The organism is Chryseobacterium endalhagicum, from assembly GCF_016745235.1.
GTDB lineage: Bacteria > Bacteroidota > Bacteroidia > Flavobacteriales > Weeksellaceae > Chryseobacterium > Chryseobacterium endalhagicum.
Map to the genome: position 1 here is coordinate 754,524 of NZ_JAELVM010000003.1, position 20,874 is coordinate 775,397.

At 38.1% G+C, this 20,874-nt stretch carries 20 protein-coding genes and 1 tRNA gene; 13 read left to right on the forward strand and 8 right to left on the reverse strand.

Annotated features, from left to right (window positions below; translation table 11 throughout):
• The first annotated feature begins 27 nt into the window (after nt 1-27).
• Nucleotides 28-2,094: a M13 family metallopeptidase gene (locus tag JET18_RS18945; RefSeq protein ID WP_202093696.1), complete on the forward strand. Its 2,067-nt coding sequence runs from the start codon at nt 28-30 to the stop codon at nt 2,092-2,094.
• Between the two features lie 440 nt (nt 2,095-2,534).
• Here the strand turns inward: JET18_RS18945 and JET18_RS18950 are convergent, their stop codons facing one another.
• Nucleotides 2,535-3,185, reverse strand: coding sequence for a hypothetical protein (locus tag JET18_RS18950; protein WP_202093698.1), 651 nt, complete (start codon nt 3,183-3,185; stop codon nt 2,535-2,537).
• A 482-nt stretch (nt 3,186-3,667) separates the two neighbouring features.
• Entirely contained in the window at nt 3,668-5,929 is a 2,262-nt protein-coding gene (locus JET18_RS18955) for a polyribonucleotide nucleotidyltransferase (RefSeq protein WP_202093700.1), read from the reverse strand.
• 697 nt (nt 5,930-6,626) lie between these two features.
• Between JET18_RS18955 and JET18_RS18960 the strand changes: the two genes are divergently transcribed.
• Together JET18_RS18960 and JET18_RS18965 are read left to right on the forward strand one after the other, a co-directional pair.
• The gene (locus tag JET18_RS18960; protein WP_228728596.1) at nt 6,627-8,048 is read left to right on the forward strand and encodes a sugar MFS transporter; all 1,422 of its coding nucleotides are present in this window, start codon (nt 6,627-6,629) and stop codon (nt 8,046-8,048) included.
• Nucleotides 8,049-8,265: 217 nt separating this feature from the next.
• Nucleotides 8,266-8,631 (forward strand): DUF4260 domain-containing protein, encoded by a 366-nt coding sequence (locus tag JET18_RS18965; protein ID WP_202093705.1) that lies wholly within the window; start codon nt 8,266-8,268, stop codon nt 8,629-8,631.
• A 222-nt stretch (nt 8,632-8,853) separates the two neighbouring features.
• Here the strand turns inward: JET18_RS18965 and rpsO are convergent, their stop codons facing one another.
• The gene (rpsO, locus tag JET18_RS18970) at nt 8,854-9,123 is read right to left on the reverse strand and encodes a 30S ribosomal protein S15 (RefSeq protein WP_202093720.1); all 270 of its coding nucleotides are present in this window, start codon (nt 9,121-9,123) and stop codon (nt 8,854-8,856) included.
• A 174-nt stretch (nt 9,124-9,297) separates the two neighbouring features.
• Between rpsO and JET18_RS18975 the strand changes: the two genes are divergently transcribed.
• From JET18_RS18975 to JET18_RS19000, 7 genes are all read left to right on the forward strand, one after another.
• Nucleotides 9,298-9,849, forward strand: a complete 552-nt coding sequence (locus tag JET18_RS18975; protein WP_202093721.1) for a pyruvate decarboxylase — start codon at nt 9,298-9,300, stop codon at nt 9,847-9,849.
• Between the two features lie 334 nt (nt 9,850-10,183).
• A complete protein-coding gene (locus JET18_RS18980; protein ID WP_202093722.1) occupies nt 10,184-10,336 on the forward strand; it encodes a bacteriocin-like protein in 153 nt (50 codons plus the stop codon).
• Nucleotides 10,337-10,374: 38 nt separating this feature from the next.
• On the forward strand, nt 10,375-10,518 hold the full coding sequence (locus JET18_RS22010; RefSeq protein WP_449507508.1) for a bacteriocin-like protein: 144 nt from the start codon (nt 10,375-10,377) through the stop codon (nt 10,516-10,518).
• A 36-nt stretch (nt 10,519-10,554) separates the two neighbouring features.
• The gene (locus JET18_RS18985; RefSeq protein ID WP_202093726.1) at nt 10,555-10,698 is read left to right on the forward strand and encodes a bacteriocin-like protein; all 144 of its coding nucleotides are present in this window, start codon (nt 10,555-10,557) and stop codon (nt 10,696-10,698) included.
• Nucleotides 10,699-10,725: 27 nt separating this feature from the next.
• Nucleotides 10,726-10,890 carry a bacteriocin-like protein gene (locus JET18_RS18990; RefSeq protein WP_202093728.1) on the forward strand — a complete coding sequence of 55 codons (165 nt, stop codon included), beginning with the start codon at nt 10,726-10,728 and terminating at the stop codon, nt 10,888-10,890.
• A 379-nt stretch (nt 10,891-11,269) separates the two neighbouring features.
• Nucleotides 11,270-12,592, forward strand: a complete 1,323-nt coding sequence (gene mgtE / locus JET18_RS18995) for a magnesium transporter (protein ID WP_202093734.1) — start codon at nt 11,270-11,272, stop codon at nt 12,590-12,592.
• 22 nt (nt 12,593-12,614) lie between these two features.
• Nucleotides 12,615-13,352 (forward strand): ABC transporter substrate-binding protein, encoded by a 738-nt coding sequence (locus JET18_RS19000; protein WP_202093742.1) that lies wholly within the window; start codon nt 12,615-12,617, stop codon nt 13,350-13,352.
• 302 nt (nt 13,353-13,654) lie between these two features.
• Here the strand turns inward: JET18_RS19000 and JET18_RS19005 are convergent, their stop codons facing one another.
• Nucleotides 13,655-14,104, reverse strand: a complete 450-nt coding sequence (locus JET18_RS19005; RefSeq protein WP_202093744.1) for a GAF domain-containing protein — start codon at nt 14,102-14,104, stop codon at nt 13,655-13,657.
• A gap of 14 nt (nt 14,105-14,118) precedes the next feature.
• The gene (locus JET18_RS19010) at nt 14,119-15,546 is read right to left on the reverse strand and encodes a TonB-dependent receptor (protein WP_202093746.1); all 1,428 of its coding nucleotides are present in this window, start codon (nt 15,544-15,546) and stop codon (nt 14,119-14,121) included.
• Between the two features lie 54 nt (nt 15,547-15,600).
• Here JET18_RS19010 and JET18_RS19015 point away from each other — a divergent pair, with 54 nt between their 5' ends.
• A complete protein-coding gene (locus tag JET18_RS19015; RefSeq protein ID WP_202093749.1) occupies nt 15,601-16,368 on the forward strand; it encodes an MBL fold metallo-hydrolase in 768 nt (255 codons plus the stop codon).
• Between the two features lie 68 nt (nt 16,369-16,436).
• Nucleotides 16,437-16,516 (forward strand) — tRNA-Leu (locus JET18_RS19020).
• Nucleotides 16,517-16,696: 180 nt separating this feature from the next.
• On the opposite strand, the gene JET18_RS19025 is transcribed toward JET18_RS19020, so the two are convergent.
• On the reverse strand, nt 16,697-18,190 hold the full coding sequence (locus tag JET18_RS19025; RefSeq protein ID WP_202093751.1) for a BspA family leucine-rich repeat surface protein: 1,494 nt from the start codon (nt 18,188-18,190) through the stop codon (nt 16,697-16,699).
• A 478-nt stretch (nt 18,191-18,668) separates the two neighbouring features.
• Between JET18_RS19025 and JET18_RS19030 the strand changes: the two genes are divergently transcribed.
• Complete coding sequence (locus tag JET18_RS19030) at nt 18,669-19,454, forward strand: LuxR C-terminal-related transcriptional regulator (protein ID WP_202093753.1); 786 nt, start codon at nt 18,669-18,671, stop codon at nt 19,452-19,454.
• 116 nt (nt 19,455-19,570) lie between these two features.
• On the opposite strand, the gene JET18_RS19035 is transcribed toward JET18_RS19030, so the two are convergent.
• The gene (locus JET18_RS19035; protein WP_202093755.1) at nt 19,571-19,999 is read right to left on the reverse strand and encodes an META domain-containing protein; all 429 of its coding nucleotides are present in this window, start codon (nt 19,997-19,999) and stop codon (nt 19,571-19,573) included.
• A gap of 59 nt (nt 20,000-20,058) precedes the next feature.
• Nucleotides 20,059-20,865, reverse strand: a complete 807-nt coding sequence (locus JET18_RS19040) for a hypothetical protein (RefSeq protein WP_202093756.1) — start codon at nt 20,863-20,865, stop codon at nt 20,059-20,061.
• Between the last annotated feature and the right edge of the window lie 9 nt (nt 20,866-20,874).

A 20,874-nucleotide genomic window follows, 5' to 3' on the forward strand; every position in this document is an offset into this window, starting at 1 on the left:
TAAAAAATTAACGATAAAAACAGCACTATGAAAAAACTTAACATCACCCTATTGGCTATTGCTTCTCTTTTAGCCTTTGATCATGTAAAAGCTCAAAAATCCGGGCCCAATGCAACATCGGTAACGTCTACCGCAAGCGATCCGGGTATTGATATGTCCCTGATGGATATGTCTGTACGTCCTCAGGATGATTTCTACAATTTCGTGAACGGAAAGTGGATGAAAACAGCGAAAATTCCTTCCGACCGTTCGAGATGGGGAAGCTTTGACCAGCTTAGAGAAAATACTGATAACAATTCGATCTCTATTCTGAATTCTCTTTTAAAAGATAAGTTTGCGGATGGAAGCGAAGGTAAAAAAATCCAGAATCTGTATCTCACTTATATGGATATGGAGAAAAGAAATAAGGACGGAATCTCGCCTTTAAAGGAAGATCTTTCTAAAATTGATGCCATCAAAACCGTTGCAGATCTGAATCAATATCTTACGGCAGCCACCAGACAGGGTGACAATCCTTTTTACGGCTGGGGTGTGAGTGCGGATCTTGCCGACTCAAAGATGAATGCGGTTTATCTGGGCGGCGGTGCTCTGGGAATGGGCCGCGATTATTATCAGAAGGTCAACGAAAAGAATGCGGAAGCCATTAAAGAATACACGAAATACATTGCTGCCATACTGAATGTTCTGGGATATAAAAACGCTCCGGAAGCCGCCGGAAAGATCGTTGATTTTGAAAAATCTATCGCTAAAACTTTGCTTACGAATGAACAGATCCGCGATATTAATCTTCAGAACAATCCGAAAACCATGGCTGAGCTTTCTGCTTTGGTTAAAAATACAGATCTCCCTTCATACCTGAAAAAGGCAGGCGTACAGACTGATAAAGTGATTATCGGGGAGCTGAATTATTATAAAAATCTTGACAATTTGCTGGTTGCCCAGAATATTGGTGTCATCAAAGATTATTTAAAATTCAATCTGTTATCAGGAAATGCAGCTTCCCTTACGCAGCAGCTGGACGAAATGAAGTTCGGTTTCTATGGCAAATACCTTCGCGGCCAGAAAGAGCAGAGAGCCTTGAACAAACGCGGCTATGAGCTGATCAACGGCAGCCTGGGCGAAGCTTTCGGTAAATTATATGTTGAAAAATATTTCCCGGCAGAAGCTAAAGCTCAGATGGTGGAACTGATTGATTATTTAAAGAAAAGTTTTGCCCAACACATCAGCAATCTTTCGTGGATGTCTTCTACGACAAAGGAAAAGGCATTAACCAAGCTTAATAAATTCACGGTAAAAGTAGCTTATCCGGATCAATGGAAAGATTATTCCAAGCTGAATATTCTGTCTGAAGCCCAGGGTGGAAATCTATATAAAAATCTTCAGAACATCACTGAATGGAAATATCAGGAAGCTCTTGACAAAGTAGGAAAACCTGTAGACAAATCAAGATGGACAATGTCTCCTCAAACTGTTAATGCATATTACAATCCACAAAATAACGAGATTGTATTCCCGGCTGCGATTCTTCAGCCGCCGTTCTTTAATCCAAAGGCTGATCCTGCCATTAATTTTGGTGGTATCGGAGCGGTTATCGGTCATGAAATCACCCATGGTTTTGATGATTCCGGAGCGCAGTTTGATGCAGAAGGCAACCTGACAGACTGGTGGACTCCTGAGGATAAAGCCAATTTTGAAAAAGCCACAAAATCTCTTGCTGCCCAATATGATAAGTACGAGCCTGTAAAGGGAACTTTCGTGAACGGAACTTTTACCAATGGAGAAAATATTGCAGATCTGGGAGGGGTAAACATCGCCTATGATGCCCTTCAAATGTTTCTGAAAGACAAAGGTCAGACCCCGAAGATCAGCGGCTATACACAGGATCAGAGATTTTTCCTGAGCTGGGCAACGGTTTGGAGAACACTTTACACGGAGCCTGCTTTAATCAACCAGATTAAAACAGATGAGCATACACCGGGAATGTACAGGGCTTTTGGACCATTGGTGAATACGGAAGCGTTTTACAAAGCTTTTGATTTGAAAGCCGGAGATAAGCTTTATAAAAAACCGGAAGAGAGAGTGAAAATCTGGTAATTCAATGATATTATATTAATGAAATAGCCCCGTTGGAAAATTCCGGCGGGGCTTTTATTTATCACTTTATGAATGTTTAAATTGTTTTAAACGCTAAGACGCAAAAGATTATTTACAAAATCGCTGTGGAAAAGACGCAAGGATTTTATCGAAGATAAAATTGTATACCGCCGTCATTGCGAAGAGCATAGCGACGAAGCAATCTCAAAAAATGGTTAAAATCTCTGATTTTATCGCGCCTTAAAGCAATGTTAAAAGTAAAAACCCTTGCGCCCTTGCGATTTTCCAACATACACGTCATCATTCCAATATTTTAATTTCTGAAGATAAATTGTATAAAAAACCACTGAAATTTCAGTGGTTCATTTTGTTTCGTTGATATATTTCCCAAAAGGGCCGGCTGCTGCTTTTTCCTATTGGAGTACGGGAATAGAAAACTGTTAATAATCATTGTACATTGCAAATGCCTGAAATAGCGTCCCTGCATAGTTTCCTCCCTGAACACACTGACTTGCCGTTGTGAAGTCAAAACATGTTCCCAAAAGTTGTATGGAATGGGTTCCTGCTCCCAGCAAGGCGATATAACTTCCGGTATTATAAAAGATTCCGGTTAAATTAGATCCTGTAGCAATTCCGTTCGTATAATTATTTGAAGATCTCACAACATTCGTTCCGTTAACATTTAAGTGTGTTCTCAGCATCTTTAACCTCTGATCCGAAAATGCGGCTGACAAGGTAACGGGAACTGAAAAATTAATCATTACAAAAGCTGGTTTTGCCAAGGTGACAGACTGATTGCTGATACTCACCGGAGCCGTTCCGTCTCCTCCTGTATTTACCGTATTCAAAGTACTGAGACTGAATAGCTGTACCATCTGTTGGTTGAGTACATTTTTTTTAATGTAATCAACATTTCCATCTGCATCTGCAATCTGTACATTATCATACGATGCATTGGCAGACTGGTTGGTTTGGGTTCTTACTCTTAAGTTTCCGTTAACATCAAGGCTTCTGGTAGGAGTCGCAGTATACACCCCAACCTGAGCACTTACTGAAGCATAAGACAGGATTAAAAAAATTATTTTTTTCATGATTTCTGGTTTAAATGATTATGGTTAGAATAATTTTATGTGTTTTACATCCTTAAGTAAGAGGTACGTAAAACTTATGCTTCTACGTTGATAGTAGTGACTTTCTCTCTAAACAATGATGTTTTTCTTAAAAAGAAATTTATTATAAGTATTGCGGAAATTATGTTAAAAAAACTCATTGATTATTAACAAATATATCAATATAATTCACACGAAAATGAAAAATTTTTTTATGTTAAATCACTGATATACTAGATATTAATTCCTACTTGTGCGTTTGCATTTATTAAGATACCACACAAAAAAAATTAATTAGTTTTTAAAGTACTTTCAGAAGAATGAAGAAAGTAAACCTTTATCATTTTAAAATCAGGACAACCTGAAAATGATATTCCCGCTGATCAATAATAAAGCTGTATCATGAGTATTAAAAATAAAAAATCCCTCAAAATTGAGGGATTCGATATATATAAGAATTAATCTTAAGCTTCAGTTGAAGGGTTTTGATCTACGGCTGGCTGATCACCTTCCGGTCTTCCATTTCCTTCGTTTCTTGCCGGTCTTTCAGGTCTACCCTGTCCTTCCGGTCTGCCCTGACCTTCTGGTCTTGGTTTTCCTTCCGGTCTTGGAGGTCTTGGTAAAAGTACTTTTCTGGAAAGTTTCATTTTCTTACGGTCATCGTAACCCATGAACTTCACTTCTACTTCATCACCTTCTGCATAAGGAACTTTGTCAAGACGAGCCCACTCGATTTCTGAGATGTGAAGAAGTCCTTCAGTACCTTTTGCAATCGCTACAAAAGCTCCGAAATCCATTACTTTCACTACTCTACCATTGTAAACTTCACCTATGACAGGAACGAAAGTAATTTCGTTGATCTTAGCCACAGCAGCATTGATCTTCTCTCTGTCTGTACCTGCAATCTCGATACGTCCGATTTCTCCTACTTCTTCAATAGCGATAACGGTATCCGTATCTTTCTGCATCTGCTGAATGATTTTTCCACCAGGCCCGATTACTGCACCAATAAAGTCTTTAGAGATCTCCATTACTACCATTTTCGGAGCGTGAGGCTTCACATCAGCTCTTGGTTCAGCAATTGTTTCTGTGATTTTATTTAAGATGTGTAATCTTCCATCTCTGGCCTGCATCAAAGCTTTCTCCATGATATCCATAGAAAGTCCCTGAATTTTGATATCCATCTGACAAGCAGTGATACCGTCTGCAGTACCTGTTACTTTAAAGTCCATATCTCCAAGGTGATCTTCATCTCCTAAGATATCAGAAAGTACAGTGAACTTCCCTGATTTTGTATCAGTAATAAGTCCCATTGCAATACCTGAAACCGGTTTTGTAATCTGTACACCCGCATCCATTAGTGCTAATGTTCCGGCACAAACTGTTGCCATTGAAGACGAACCGTTGGATTCAAGGATATCAGAAACGATTCTGATGGTATATGGATTTTCTTCAGGAATAACTGCCTGTAGTGCTCTTTGAGCAAGGTTTCCGTGTCCTACTTCTCTTCTTGAAGTTCCTCTTAAAGGTCTTGCTTCACCCGTTGAGAATGGAGGGAAGTTATAGTGTAGGAAGAATTTCTCGTCGTGCTGAGAGATAACGCTGTCCACCATGTTCGCATCTTTTACAGAACCAAGGGTAACAGCAGTCAGAGACTGAGTTTCACCTCTTGTAAATACGGCAGAACCGTGAGCTCCCGGAAGGTAGTCAATTTCTGACCAGATCGGACGGATCGTTTGAGGATCACGGCCATCAAGACGGATATTGTCTTCAAGGATCATCTGACGCATGGCTTCTTTCTCTACATCATGATAATATACTTTTACGAAAGGAGTTACCCTTTCCAATTCTTCTGCATCATCCACATATTGAGCTAAAAATTCTTCACGAACTGCTTTGAATTTTTCTCCTCTCTCATCTTTTCCGGATGGAGTTCTTGCTACTTCATATACTTTATCGTAAGTCTCTTTCCACACTTTCTCACGGATCGCTTCGTCGTGATTTTCGTGGCTGTATTCTCTTTTTGGTAAAGATTTTCCAACTTTTTCAGCTAATCTTTCCTGAGCTTCGATTTGTTTTTTAATTTCAGCATGACCGAAGATGATCGCTTCCAGCATTTCCTGCTCAGAAATCTCCTTCATCTCTCCTTCTACCATTACGATGGAATCTTTAGTCGCTCCTACCATAATATCCAGCTCTGAAACCTTAAGATCTTCATAGCTTGGGTTAACGGTAAGTTTTCCGTCGAATCTCGCTACTCTTACTTCAGACATTGGCCCGTTGAAAGGAATATCTGTAATCGCGATCGCAGCAGAAGCCGCTAAACCAGCTAAATCATCAGGAATAGATTTTCCATCATAAGAAATAAGAGAGATCATTACCTGAACTTCAGCATGGAAATCTTCAGGGAAAAGCGGACGTAGAACTCTGTCTACCAAACGCATCGTTAAAATTTCCTGATCTGAAGGTCTTGCTTCTCTACGGAAGAAGTTTCCAGGAATTCTTCCACCTGCATAAAATTTTTCTCTGTAATCTACTGTTAAAGGTAAAAAATCTACACCAGGATTTGCTTCTTTGTTGGCTACAACAGTTGCTAAAAGCATTGTTCCACCCATTTTTACTACCACAGATCCATCAGCCTGCTTGGCTAATTTTCCCGTTTCGATAGTGATTTCTCTGCCGTCTGCAAGAGTAATCGTTTCTGTAAACGCTTGAGGTACACTCATAAATTTGTCGTCTTAATACTCCGTATTGAGTATGAATTAATATTTAAACTCTTTAAATTTTCGTCTGCAAAGGTAACATATAATAATGAAATATTAAATTTTCAGCCTCAGAAATAGCATGCCGGATCATAAGATAATCCCCTTGTCTATTGTCAAAGCTTTAAAAATTATGTATGCCCTGTTCAATTTATTCATCATATTCCGTTAACATGAACCTCGTTTTGCATTTTTGAATTCTTGTATTTCGAAAATAAGTGAAACGCCTTTGTATATCTTAATTTAAAGGATTTAAAATCAAATCCTTGTATTTCCTTGTGCTTATTAATCGCAAAGCCAAACAAAGTTTTTAAGTAATGGTTATTAAAAAAGATAAACAAAGGCATTTCATTTAAAAAGGTAAAACAAAATACGTGCTTAATTATCAATCAATTAAGACTAATCCCAAAACAAACACCAAATCCTCTGAAGTTTTTTCAGAAAAATCAATTACAGAGTCCATTCGTTTTCGTATTATTGTCTCAAAATAAGTAAATAATGTTTTTTATCTTTTACAAAGACAGATTATTTACAGAAAAACACCTGAAAAGTTGCAGAAAAAAGGTTTCAGACCTATATTTGCCTTGCTTCTCAAAATATATGCAGCAGACGAAAACAACTGAAAGAGCCTAACAATTCTTTTTCAAATAAATACATGTTTATGATCAATAAAGAAGTAAAAACACAGAGCAGGAATTATACGATTCCTTTAATTACCATTACCCTGCTCTTTTTTATGTGGGGATTCATCACCTGTATGAATGATATCCTGATCCCTTATCTGAAACAGCTTTTCAAACTCACCTTCTTTGAATCCATGCTGGTACAGTTCTGCTTTTTCGGAGCTTATTTTATCGGTTCACTGATTTATTTCCTGATCTCTATTTCAAAAGGAGACCCCATTAACAAGGCGGGTTATAAAAAAGGGATTTTGTTCGGGATCTTTCTCGCAGCATTTGGCTGTATTTTATTTTATCCGGCCGCTACATTTTCCTATTATCCTTTATTCCTCGGAGCTTTGTTTATTCTGGGACTTGGTTTTACCGTCCTTCAGATCACAGCCAACGCTTATGTTTCATTGCTCGGCAGCGAAGAATCTGCTTCCAGCCGTCTGAATATGACGCAGGCTTTCAACGCATTCGGAACCACAATTGCCCCTGTTCTTGGAGGACATTTGATCTTTGAATTTTTCTCAGCTCCGGACGGTTCGTTCAGTGCTGTGGCTACAAGAATTCCTTATCTGATCTTTGCAGGAATCCTGTTACTGGTCGCTTTATTGATTTCAAGGGTAAAACTGCCTTCATTCCAGTCTCAGGAAGAAGAAATCGTAAAAGGCTGGGGCGCTCTTGAGTTCAGTCACTTGAAATTCGGAGTTTTTGCCATGTTTTGTTATGTAGGCGGAGAAGTAGCCGTAGGAAGTTTCATTATCAGCTTTTTGGAGCAGCCTCAGATCATGGGTTTTAATGAAATTATCAGTAAAAATTATCTCGCTCTTTACTGGGGCGGTGCTATGATCGGGCGTTTTCTGGGAGCTATTTCTTTAAACCAGTCATTGAGCCAGGCTAAGAAAGCCATTTATATGCTGGGAGCCGCAGCCGCAGTTTTCCTGGTGATTTTCAGCATCGTTGATTTGAGTTTTGCACAGATCAGCTTTTTCCTGGTATTCATTGTGCTTAATTTCGCCGCTTTCTTTGTGGGCAAAGCAGCTCCGGCAAGAACATTATCTATTTTTGCGGCCATCAACGTCGTTCTTCTGATTTCAGCCATGGTAAATCACGGTGAACTGGCAATGTACAGCATTTTAGGAATCGGGATCTTCAATTCAATCATGTTCTCCAATATTTATACATTAGCTATTTCAGGCTTGGGTAAATATACAAGTCAGGGATCTTCATTGGTGGTCATGGCCATCCTGGGAGGTGCCATTGTTCCGATTTTCCAGGGATTTCTGGCGGATCAGTTTGGCGTGCAGCATTCATTCATCATTCCGGTATTCTGTTATCTCGTGATCCTGATTTTTGGAGCGTACTGCACAAAATATTTAGGCCATGTGGAAACTACGGAAGCGAAATCCGGACACTAGATTTTTTTATTATCGCAAAGTCAGACAAAGAATTACAGGCAGTAACTTGCTTTTAAGATATACAAAGCCGCTAACGCTTATTTTAAGTAATACAAGGTTTTGGTTAATACAATCAAGTGGGATGTTTTTAAAACGTCTCACTTTTATTTTTACCTATTCGAAATGTAACTTTTATTTACAAACAGACACTCATCAGATAATCAATATGTTTACGATTATGAAAATCCAATTACAGCTCGAATATCTTGCTTTTATAGTGCTGGGAATTTTTGCCTTTGCACAGACAGGTATTTCCTGGTGGTGGTTTGCCGGACTCTTTTTTGCTCCGGATCTTTCCATGCTTGGATATTTGATCAATACTAAAACCGGGGCATTTTTCTACAATCTGTTCCATCATCTCGGACTGGCCATTGTGCTCTACCTTGCCGGAACTGCCCTTTCTCTTCCCTATCTTCAGATGGCTGGAGCCATTATGTTTGCCCACTCATCTTTTGACAGGCTCTTGGGCTATGGACTGAAGTATCCGGACAGCTTCCAGAACACCCACTTGGGAAAGATCGGAAAAAAAGCACTTAATCTTTAGTATTTTTGAAACATTAAGAGCAATGAAGAAGGTAAGGAAAATTAAGAAAAAATCAAGTGATTTTTTTAAGCTGTGCTTCTTAAAGTGAAACTCTCCTTCATATTCTTAAAAACTTCATCCATCTTAATGGTTCAATCAAGATTTTTGCATCTTTTATGGTTAATATCTGACAAAAAAAAGCAGCTTCTTTCGAAACTGCTTTATCTTGAAAATCTTTGTAGATTATTTTCTTAAACCTAGTTCAGCGATGATCGCTCTGTATCTTGCGATATCCTTATTTTTAAGGTAATCTAGTAAACTTTTTCTTTTACCTACTAATTTTACCAAAGATCTTTCCGTAGCGAAATCGTGACGGTTAGCCTTTAAGTGTTGAGATAAATGGTTGATTCTGTAAGTGAAAAGTGCAACTTGTCCTTCAGCACTTCCAGTGTCTGTTGCAGATTTCCCGTGTTTTGAGAAAATTTCCTGCTTTTTTTCTGTTGTTAAGTACATTCCAATATTGTTTAATGATTATTATGTAACGGGTGCAAAATTACAACTATTTTTTAATTCTACAAAACATTATTGATTTCATGTATCAAATTTGATAGAAAAAAATGTTAAAAATTTCTTAATAAAATGTATGTCATCCAATGAAAAGGCAGTAATTTTGCATACGAATTACAAATGAGAAAAATTATATTCTTTACAGCAGTCAGTACTTTTTTATTAGTCGGTCTTGCTTCAGTAAAAGCACAGAAAAATGCCGACCATAAAATAAAAAAGATCCTATACTTCAATCCCGAGGTAGAACCGGATATTGAGGAAATTAAAGAACCTACCAACCTCGCTTTTTTCAGTGCGGTTTCAGATAATTTCAGCGGAAGAAAAAATAAAATGCTCAGAGCTGAAGTACAAATTCCTTTCGACAGCGTAGAAAAACAAACGATCACCGATTACTGCGTCAACAATGATGCAGATTTTGCCATTGTTCCCAAAGTAAGATATTTCAAAGTAGGCATCGGAAAATATGTGTTCTCCAATCAGGTTGTCATCAGCATGAAACTCTTTGATGCAGGCGGAAATCTGGTAACGGAAACAGATTATGACACCTACCGTAAAAATATGCGCCTTTTAGGTTCTACCGAAAATTCCATTAAAATAGGAACAGACGGAGCGATCAAAGGGATCTTAAAAAAACTCAGAAAACTTAAATCCGGGGCTGAAGCAGAGCTTTAGTGGTCAATTGTGAATTTTGCTTCGCAAGGCAATTGTCAATTATTGCAGCAGATGAAATTCACTCATTGACGATTTACAATTCTTTTGTGTGAATGGTCAATTTTGCTTCGCAAGTCAATAGTGAATCGATGCTGCTCCAAAATTCACCATTGACGATTCACAATTCACAATCTATTCAGCTTCCTTTTACAAACATATTCTCCTGGTAATAATTTTTCAATAAAATTTTAAAAACCTCCAAACATCCTGATTATTAGTTAAATATTTTCATCACATAGTGAATAATGTAATATTTTTTTACTATTTTAGTTGTACAAATTAAAACTTATACAATATGAAAAATTTAAAGAAGCTCAACAGAGAGCAGCAAAAACAAATTAATGGAGGCGCTATTAACAGATGCAATAATACCAACAGACCTTGTTCTATAGGATGGTGCTGCAGCGGAGTATGCTCACCTTATGCATGTATTGATCCTGAACTTTAAGTATTAGATCTTTTATCTTAATGATTAAATCTATTGATATGAACAATCTAAAGAAATTAAACAGAGAACAGCAAAGCCAGATCAATGGCGGGGCTATCGCAAAATGCAGTTTAACCAGACCCTGCACCGTTGGATGGTGTTGTGATGGAGTATGTAGCCCACACGCATGTATTGAATTCTAAGAGTCTTATCTTTTACTGAACTAAAAAATATTTATCATGAAAAATTTAAAGAAACTCAACAGAGAACAGCAAAGAAAAATCAACGGAGGAGCTTTTGAAAAATGCAGCGCAACCAGACCATGTTTTATTGGTTTCTGCTGCTGGGGCGTGTGTATGGAATATGACTGTATTGAAGAATAAATCAGTTTTTCCCTTAATACCAAATCCATGAAAAATATAAAAAAACTCACCAGAAAAGAACAGCAGACGATCAACGGCAGCGGACCGGGCAAAAAATGCCAGGTTCATACGCAGTGTGGATTCGGTGAATGCTGTGAAGGAGGAATGTGTATGCCTTCCCCTTACCCATTGTGCGGACCTATTCTTGAATAATATAGGTATTATGAATTAAAATTTAATTTTTGAACATCCGCTCCGGCGGGTGTTTTTTTGTTTAATAAGGTCAGGAAGTTTGAAGCCTGAAGAGGGAAGCTATTGAAGCCCAAAGGCAGAAATACACCGCGCTTTTTATTAGTTTTTTTAATCCGCTTCAGGAAATTTAAAGGCAAATGTTTAATATCGTTGTCTCATAGTAACTTCCAGCCTCTGCCTTCCAGCTTCCTGCCTTTTAATCTTAACTTCATATCCTGAACTCAGGTTTAAAAATAAGTCTGATCAGATATTTTAAACTTTAATTAATCCTTAATTTTCCCGCTTTCCTTTATAGTCTTAAATTTTTGAATTATTTTTGCATATCCTAAAATTTCACGTTTTGAATTCCAGAGACGAACTTATCTTTAATCCTGCCGACATTGCCGAAACTCTTAGCAACCTTCCTGCTGACGAGAGGCTTCTGGCGTTTTTGAAGGTTCCGAAGGAGTACAAAGCGGAAGTTTTCTCCCACCTCGACCCTGACTTCCAGGAGGATACCATCAGAAGTATCGGAAGTGAAGAGGTTTCTGAAATCCTGAACGGAATGACACCGGATGACAGAACGGCTCTTTTTGAGGACTTCCCGGATGAGCTGATCAAATATTCCATCAATCATCTGAACCCTCAGGAAAGAAGAATTGCCCTGAAGCTTTTGGGCTACAATTCCGATTCTATTGCCCGTCTGATGACGCCTTATTACATCCAGATCCGTAAGGAATGGACGGTAAAACGATGTCTGCAGCAGATTAAAAAGGTCGGTAAAAGAGTGGAAACCATGAACCACCTGTATGTGGTGGATGAAAGGAACCGCCTGATTGATGATATTGCTTTGGGAAGCCTTCTTTTGGCTGAGGAAGATACTTTGATCTCTGATATGACCGACAATCATTTCGTTGCGATCACCACCGTTACTTCAAAGGAAGATGCGGTAACGTATTTTGAAAAATATGACAGAACAGCCCTTCCCATCATCACGGAAGCTGGTGTTCTTGTAGGTATTGTAACGATTGATGACATCCTCGACCAGATTGAGCAGCAGAATACGGAAGACATCCAGAAATTCGGGGGTCTTGAAGCTTTGGATGATCCCTATACCCAGACTTCCCTGATCGAGATGATCAAAAAAAGAGGAACCTGGCTGATCATTCTTTTCTTCTCAGAAATGCTGACAGCTTCTGCGATGGGTTATTTTGAGGATGAAATTCAAAAGGCAGTGGTACTGGCTTTATTTGTCCCGTTAATTATTTCCAGTGGAGGAAACTCCGGTTCTCAGGCTGCAACGCTTATCATCCGTGCGATGGCGCTTCAGGAAATTGGCCTGAAAGACTGGTGGTATGTGATGAAAAAAGAAATCTTTACCGGGCTGGCACTCGGCGGTATTCTTGGGATTATCGGATTTTTAAGGATTATGGTGTGGCATGAAGCAGGATTCTTCGATTATGGGATGTACTGGCCTTATGTAGGTTTGAGTGTAGGCGTTTCTCTCGTCATGATCGTACTTTGGGGAACACTTTCGGGCTCCATGGTTCCTTTTATTTTGAAGAAATTAAACCTTGACCCCGCTACTTCTTCTGCTCCATTTGTAGCCACTCTGGTAGATGTTACCGGACTTATCATTTATTTTTCCGTTGCGGGACTTTTCCTGACAGGAAAACTTTTGTAATTTAGGCAGACAAAGTCTGAATATGAAAGTTGTTTCTCTTGTACCCTCTATCACAGAGGCATTATTTGACCTGGGTCTTACCGAAAATGAAGTCGTTGGCAGGACAAAATTCTGCATCCATCCCGAAGACAGCATAAAAAACGTCGCGATTATCGGTGGTACAAAAAACATTAATATTGATAAAATAAAAGCTTTACAGCCGGATCTTATTCTGGCCAATAAGGAAGAAAACATCAAAGAACAGGTAGAAGCTCTGATGGACGATTTTAAAGTCCTTGTCACCAACGTAGAGACCATCGAAGACAATTATTACCTGCTAAAAACACTCGGAAACACCTTTAATAAAGAGGAAAGAGCACAGCAGTTCAATCTTAAGATCTATGATATTTTAGAACAGGCAAAGCTCGATTCACCTGTAAAAACCGCTTATCTTATCTGGAAAAATCCTTATATGACCATCGGTTCTGATACTTTCATCCACCGGATATTATCAGAAATAGGTTTTGAAAATATTTTCAAAGACAAAACCCGTTATCCTGAAATTCAAATGGAAGATCTGGCCGATGCAGAGGTGATTATGCTATCTTCCGAACCTTTTCCTTTTAAAGAAAAACATATTGAGGAAATGAAAGCCTTTTATCCTGATAAAAAGATTATGATTGTGGATGGAGAGGCGTTTTCCTGGTATGGAACACACATTGCAAAGTGCGGGGATTATTTTAAAGAATTACTGAGTGAGATTCATGCGATGCAGCGGTGATTCTTTTACCACAAAAGGTGCAAAAGATTTTAAACACTTAAGTTTTTTAAGTTATTTGCTGCATGTAAAGAAGAACACTTAAGTTTTCCGAAAATCAAAGATTTTCGATTTCCAGGATTAACAATCTTCATTGAAGAATATCATCTCCTAACTAATATCGCTTAAACCAACCGATTGGTGGCTGAGGACCTCGAAGCCACCACAACCGCCCGCTTCGAGGCCCTCAGCCACCGGTTCAAATACAAAAAAAGCCCCGACTTTAGATCAGGGCTCCTATTTTATATTTCAAATTGAAATTTCAATTACAAAACTTTGGATACTTCATTACAAAGCCATTCCAGAAGTTCACGGTCTTCAGCTGTAAATGGATCAACCGTATGGGAATCAATATCGATCTGGCCGATATTTTGACCGTCTCTGAAGATCGGAACTACGATTTCAGCCTTTGTGTCAATAGAGCAACTTAAATAATTGCTTTCCTGATGTACATCCGGAACTACGAAGGTCTCATTGGAAACCGCAACCTGCCCGCAGATTCCTTTTCCGTAGGGGATAATCGTGTGATCAGTAGGGGCTCCAACATATGGACCTAATTTCAACTCATCCTTATCTCCGTTCTTAAAGTAGAATCCTGTCCAGTTGAAATAGGAAATTTCCTGGTCCAACAGGTGGCACACCTTCTGAAGTTTTTCTTCTGTATTATGTTTTGGACTTTCAAGAATGGAAGAAAGTCTTTTCTTTAATTCTGACATTTTGTTTTATTTTTTTAAGAGAATTGTTTGAGAGAAAGTTCTTCTTTGTACCCAAACATTCCACGTTCTTTTATCATTTCTGCAACACCTTCAGGAACCTGGTTTTCCCAGCCTTTGATGCAGCAAGCAATTTTTCTTAGTATCTCTCTTGAATAAATTTCCAAAAACTCCGGATTGTGGTTCGTAATATCTACAATACGGTTGTTATGTTTGAAATATTTATAAAGCTCTTTTAAATTTTCTTCTACTTTAAGATTTTCGGAATCCAGTAATTCGTGGGTTTCAGGGTCTTTGTAAGGATAAAGATATACTCTCATTCCGTTTCTGAAGAATTTTCCGAAGGCTTCCAGAATTCCTCCTGAAAGGTCTTTGTAATACTTCTCGTCGAAAACCATCAAAAGGTTATTCACTCCCATGGCCACACCAATATCTCCGGAAGTATAGGAGGCAAAATAATCAATCAGTCTGTAGTATTCCGAGAAGTTTGAAATAATAACGGTATAGCCTAATTTCCCAAGAATATCTACCCTGTCCATAAAGTCTCTTTCATCGATATCTCCGTCTGCCCTAAGGTTTGAAATCGTGATCTCAATCAGAACTTCGGTCTCTTCATGGGTACAGGTCGCATCTTTCTGGAACATCTCAAGACCGTTTTTAAGCATGTCGATATTCACCTTCGTTACAGGTCTGAAACTTCCTCTTACCGCAAATATATTCTTCTTGTACAAAACATCTGCGGGAAGCATATTGCTGCCCTGAGAATTGAAGATCACAGCATCTGTCATGCCATGTTTTACAAGCTGCAGAGACATTAAACGGTTATCAACGTAATCAAAAGCGGGACCGCTGAAATCGATCATATCGATCTCCAGACCGTCTTTTGCAATATCGTCGTATAAGGATTCGATTAAAGTTCTGGGATTGTCGTAGTAGTGGAAAGCTCCGAAGATCAGGTTTACCCCAAGGTTTCCTAAAGTTTCCTGCTGTAAGGTAGCATCATTTTCCTTGAATTTTACGTGAATTACAATTTCGTTGTAATTTTCGTTTTCTTTGGTCTGGAAACGGATTCCTACCCAGCCGTGGCCTTTGAGCGTTTTGTCGAAATTAATGGTCGTTACCGTATTGGCATAAGAGAAAAATTTTCTATTCGGATTATTTTCCCTTGAAATTCTTTCTTCAATCAATGCTACTTCATAGCGGAGCATTTTTCGAAGCCTGTTTTGGGTGACATACCTGTTTTTTGCTTCTTTTCCGTAGATGGCATCACTAAAATCTTTGTCGTAAGCAGACATCGCCTTAGCAATTGTACCGGAAGCCCCTCCTGCTCTAAAAAAGTGACGAACAGTCTCCTGCCCTGCTCCAATTTCTGCGAAAGTACCATAAATAGTAGGATCTAGATTAATTGTTAATGCTTTTTGTTTAGGAGTTAGTTTCTGATACATTAGGACGTAAAATTTTTCGTAAATTTACCAAAATTAAACCAACCTCAAAAGAAAATGAAGTTGAAATTTTTAGGAACCGGTACTTCCCAGGGTGTACCCGTTATAGGCTGTACCTGCGAAGTGTGTACCTCCGAAAATCCCAAAGACAAACGTTTCCGATCCTCCGTAATGATTACTACAGAGGAAAGCCGGAAAATACTGATCGACTGCGGACCGGATTTCAGGGAACAGATGCTTCTGAACCACGAGCACAACGTAGATATTGCCCTTCTTACCCACGAACACAATGACCACGTAATAGGCCTCGATGATATGCGACCGCTGATCTTTAAAAGCGGGAAAGACATGCCCATTTACTGTTACGAAAGAGTGGGTCACGAGATCAAAAAACGTTTCCCTTACGCTTTCACGGATATAAGATATCCCGGCGCTCCGGCTTTTGATCTTCATGAAATTGAGAACAAACCTTTCCATGTATTAGACACGGAAATTACTCCCATTGAAGTTATTCACTATAAAATTACGGTCTTCGGCTATAAATTTAAAAACCTGGCGTATATCACGGATGCCAATTTCATTTCAGATACAGAAAAAGAAAAACTGAAGAATCTGGATGTGCTGATCTTAAACTGCATCAGGAAATTTGATCCGCATCCTGCCCATTTTGTCCTTCCGGACGTCATTGCCCTGTTTAAGGAGCTTCAGCCTAAAAAATTATTTTTAACCCACATCAGCCACCATCTGGGACTGCATGATATTGAAGATAAGGAGCTTCCGGAAGGAATGCATCTGGCCTACGACGGACTGGAAATAGAATTTTAAAATTTTTCCTCCAAAAAGCTTTTGAACATTAAAAAAAGTTTCTATATTTGCACACCAATTTAACACATGCCCAAGTGGCGGAATTGGTAGACGCGCTGGTCTCAAACACCAGTTCTTAGGAGTACCGGTTCGATCCCGGTCTTGGGTACAAAAAACCTCTGAAATCTTTTGATTTTCGGAGGTTTTTATTTTTGTGGGTGGTTAAAAGGATAACCATTTCTTTTACAACAACCCAACCTGGATCTTTTTCGTTTATAAAACTTAAAAAAGCTCCAAAGTACAATGACTCTGGAGCTGAATTTAAATAGGTAACCTTTCAGCTGATCTGCTATTCCTTGATTATTTTAGTGAAGACAGTGTTTCCTTTTAAGAAATAGTTCCCTGATGGATATTCAGTAAGATCAATCGTATTTTTCCCTTTTCTGAATATCATATTTTTAATGAGTTTACCGTTGATGTCATATAAATGAACATTTTCGTCCGCTGAGGATTCCACATTGATCACTCCTGTCGTGGGATTAGGATAAGCCGAAGTTTTTGTTTTTGCTGAAACTTCTCTTGTGGACAGAAAACAACCGGAAATATAGGAATCTCCAATAATATTAAACCCTTTGTTGATCAGTTGGGCTCTGGCCAGCATGGCTTGCGGTGTAGAATAAATAAGTCCTGTTGCATCTATCGTTCCGGACGTTATTGTTGAGTTCGTCCATGTGGGATTATTATTCAGAGCAATGAGAAAATTACTGTAATTCGTACATGATAAGCCGGCATTTTTAAAGCCAAAATAGATTGAATTCCATGTGAAGTTCTGAAGCTTGATATTCCACGAAGAAATATCCTGGTCAAAATGTAAAGCACCCGCAAACATATTAAATCCGGCAAAATAATCAACCTTACTTACATCCCAGTTTCCGATGGGCTGATTGAATGATACTGCATTTTCAAACATATGCTCAAAATCTTTTGCGTTACCTGTATTCCAGTTATTAAGAGGCTGATTAAATGCTGCTGCATTATAGAATGTATAGCGGAAATCAACAGCATTTTCAGTATTCCATGAATTTAATGGCTGGTTGAAAGCTGTGGCATCCGAAAACATGGAAGAGAAATCGGTTCCGGATATCGTGTTCCAGCCAGAAATATCCTGATTGAAAGAAGAGGCAAAAGAAAACATGCTGCTAAAATTTGTTACTTTTCCTGTATACCAGTTTCCAATATTCTGATTAAACAGAGTGGCTCCGCTGAACATACCGCTCATGTCCTTAACATTGTATGGATTCCAGTAAGAAAATGAAGTGTGACCTGTCAAAGATGAACAGTTAAGAAACATTTGTGATAAACTGGTAATCTGGGTCAGATCAGGACCGTCTGCAGCCGTTACGTTAAGATTGGGACAGTTGGCGAATGCGCTGTCGAATTGCTGAAGCCATGTAGTATTTCCCCACTGGCTCACTTCTATGAGCTCCTGATTTCCACCGGGAGGCATAATGCCGGTATTGGCCCTGAACCCATAAAATAGCCCGTTACCGCCGGATGCTTTCACTTCGTAGGTTGCCTGCAGGGGATCTGTATGTAATGATGGTCCGAAATTTATGGTTATAGGATTGTTGCTGTTAGAGGTTACAGAACTCATGAGTCCGTTATGCTCAGGATATCCTACTTCTTCCCAATAAATGGTGTAATCGGTTCCTGTGCCGCCGAAAGTTATGGAATGGTCAATAATACCATTTGCATTGGGTTTCCAGAGCGTAACAAATTCATTCTGCGCGTAGGAAATGAAAAATAAAAAAAGAAAAACGATGGTGAGTTGTTTTTTACACATAATTTAAAAGAGTTATTTTAAGGTTAAAAATTTTAGTAAGACAATTAATTTCCCGGGATTCTTTATCTTATCTCTGATACAAAGGTACTGGCACACAGCGTCATAACTTGTCGCATTATAATTTAATCGCTTATTTTTTTGTTTTTTTTGATGAAAATAACACTATAAAATATGGGTGGCAGCAGACCAGCTGAATGGAAGAAATGGAAAGTAAATTGACCGTTTTTATTTTTTTTGGAATTGAGGAAAAGTGATTGAAAAATATTTACCCACTCCTCTTAAGAAACAATAAGTAACTTCATTTTCCTATTCTATGATTCATGCTTTGATTCGAAGAATGTTTTATTAACCTTAGTGACATCCCCATTTACAGAGTATTACTTTAAAGATTAAATTAATCTAAAAACCACCCTTATTTCCCTTCTCCTTCATTATTTCACTAACTTTATTGTCCTTAATTTTATAAAAAACAACTTATATGAAAAAAATTCATCCTATCAGCACTGATGAACTGCTCAGTTCGCTTGATCATAGGAATAATACACAAATAAAATATTATAGTTTTTTTGAAGAAAAAATAAACAGTATCGCAGACCATGCCATCAGTACTTATTTTTGGATTCTCCTTAACCGATCGGAATGGAAAATTGAAATGGTAAGTGAGAATATTGAACAGTTTACTCCTACTAAAAAAGATGACTGGATTCAAAGCTTCGAAAATCATTTCTACATGGAGCTATATCATCCTGAAGACAGAGAATATTTAAATGCTGCTTTTCAGTTTGCGGAGAAAACACGTTTAAGTTTACCTGATTCCAAAAGAGGGACATTAAAATTTAATTTTTATGGAAGAATGAGGGATCGGAATAATGAATATCGTTTGGTAATGATTAAATCAATAGGCCAATATATTAATGATAAAAATGAAATAGAAGCCTCTTTAGTTGTGATTTATGACATTTCCCATTTTAAGATTCCTAATCTTCCATTATTTTCCGTAATTGACGATAGTAAAGAAACACAGTATTATAAATATATTGAAAGAGAGATTAAAAACATTGAGATTGATGTCCCAAAAATAAGTAAAAGGGAAAAGCAAATCCTGGAACTCATTTGCTCAGGCTATAATACTCCTCAAATTGCACTGAAACTTTCTATTTCGTACTATACAGTGGAAAATCACAAACAAAATCTCCGAAAAAAAACCAATACAAAAACATCATCTGAGCTCGTTGCATTTGTTATGATTCACAACTTAATATAAAAGCGCTCTCGTCATCAGCCGGAAAAAATTTGTAATTGAATTTTTCTCTTCGTTTAAATATAAAAACACCTGCTTGCGTAAACGAAGCAGGTGTTTTTAATCATTACCAATCTGTCCTATTTTACAATATGAGAGGATTCAGCTACATGAAATTTCAACAGTAAAGTTTCAGCCTGGTACAACTCCAAATTATCACCATTGATTACATACTTATTAGTCTTTTGAAGCAGACTCAGGAAATTCTGCTCTGCGTCTGGGTTGGGACAAGCCATTTTTGTGGAACCAATCTTCCCTACTGAAAAAGCCCCGGACGAAGCCTCTGTTGTAATAGTACCAAAATAATTATTGCAGCCTGTATTCCCATTTATTTTTTTGCCTTTAATGTGTAAGGTTGGTATTCTCCTCTGCCCGTCACCTATCAAGCTCCATGCTGTATTATCAAGATCAGGCTGAACTCTTACTTTATTAGAAGTCTTTACATGAGTTGTTGTTTTACAAGATGCCAAAGCAGTAACAACACCAAAAATTAAAAATATTTTTTTCATTTTCTTTTGTTTTATTGTTATAAACTTTAAAAGTCTTCATGGTGATTTCAATTAGATTTTTACCCTAATCTTGTTATAAATATATTAACCTTGCGCTGTGTATTACTCGGTACTCCCTGGATGTCATAACAGAACCATTCAATCCTATATGCTTTCTCCTTAATCATAAGAGTGACCATAGCATTAGTGGCGTAGGTGCTTCCCCAGGACGGCATAGTTCCTGTCGATGAATTAGGGCTACTAGAATTACCAAATGGAAACCATTGCCCAGACGCTGGTATAGAAAGGTAGCCATGGCTATAAGAAGCGTTATTATAGCCCATTGTATAACTGATAGTTATGGAATTTGCCGTAGTGTTGTAAAATTTAGGATGATAGGCATAAGTGCCAGTGTAGGAATTAATATCTATCATCAATCCATCTAAAATTGGAAGAGGTTTTACTAATGGCTGATTACTCAAATCCTGGTTGCTTGAACCATTTAAATGGAAGATTTCTGTATAATAGATCGTTTCTCCCGGTAAAATAGATCCTCCATTACTTTCACCTTTTATAGGTTTCCATATAGAATTAGGTGCATCATAATAATAAAAACCTGTAGCTTTAACATTAATGGTTTTGAGACTGTTCCCAATTCCTTCAGTTACAAATATCAGGGTTCCATTTTGATCAGCCCCATATGCATTATCTTTTTTACCAAGGTCTGGGGCTGTGTATCTGGGAATCAAAATTCCATCCGGATTATTAACATTCGTTCCTCCTACAATATCAAGAGTAGATTTTGGATTCGAATGATTTATCCCTATTTGTGCCTGAAATCCGCCCCATATCAGCATGGGGATTAAAAGTAACTTATTGTTTTTCATCACTTGTGA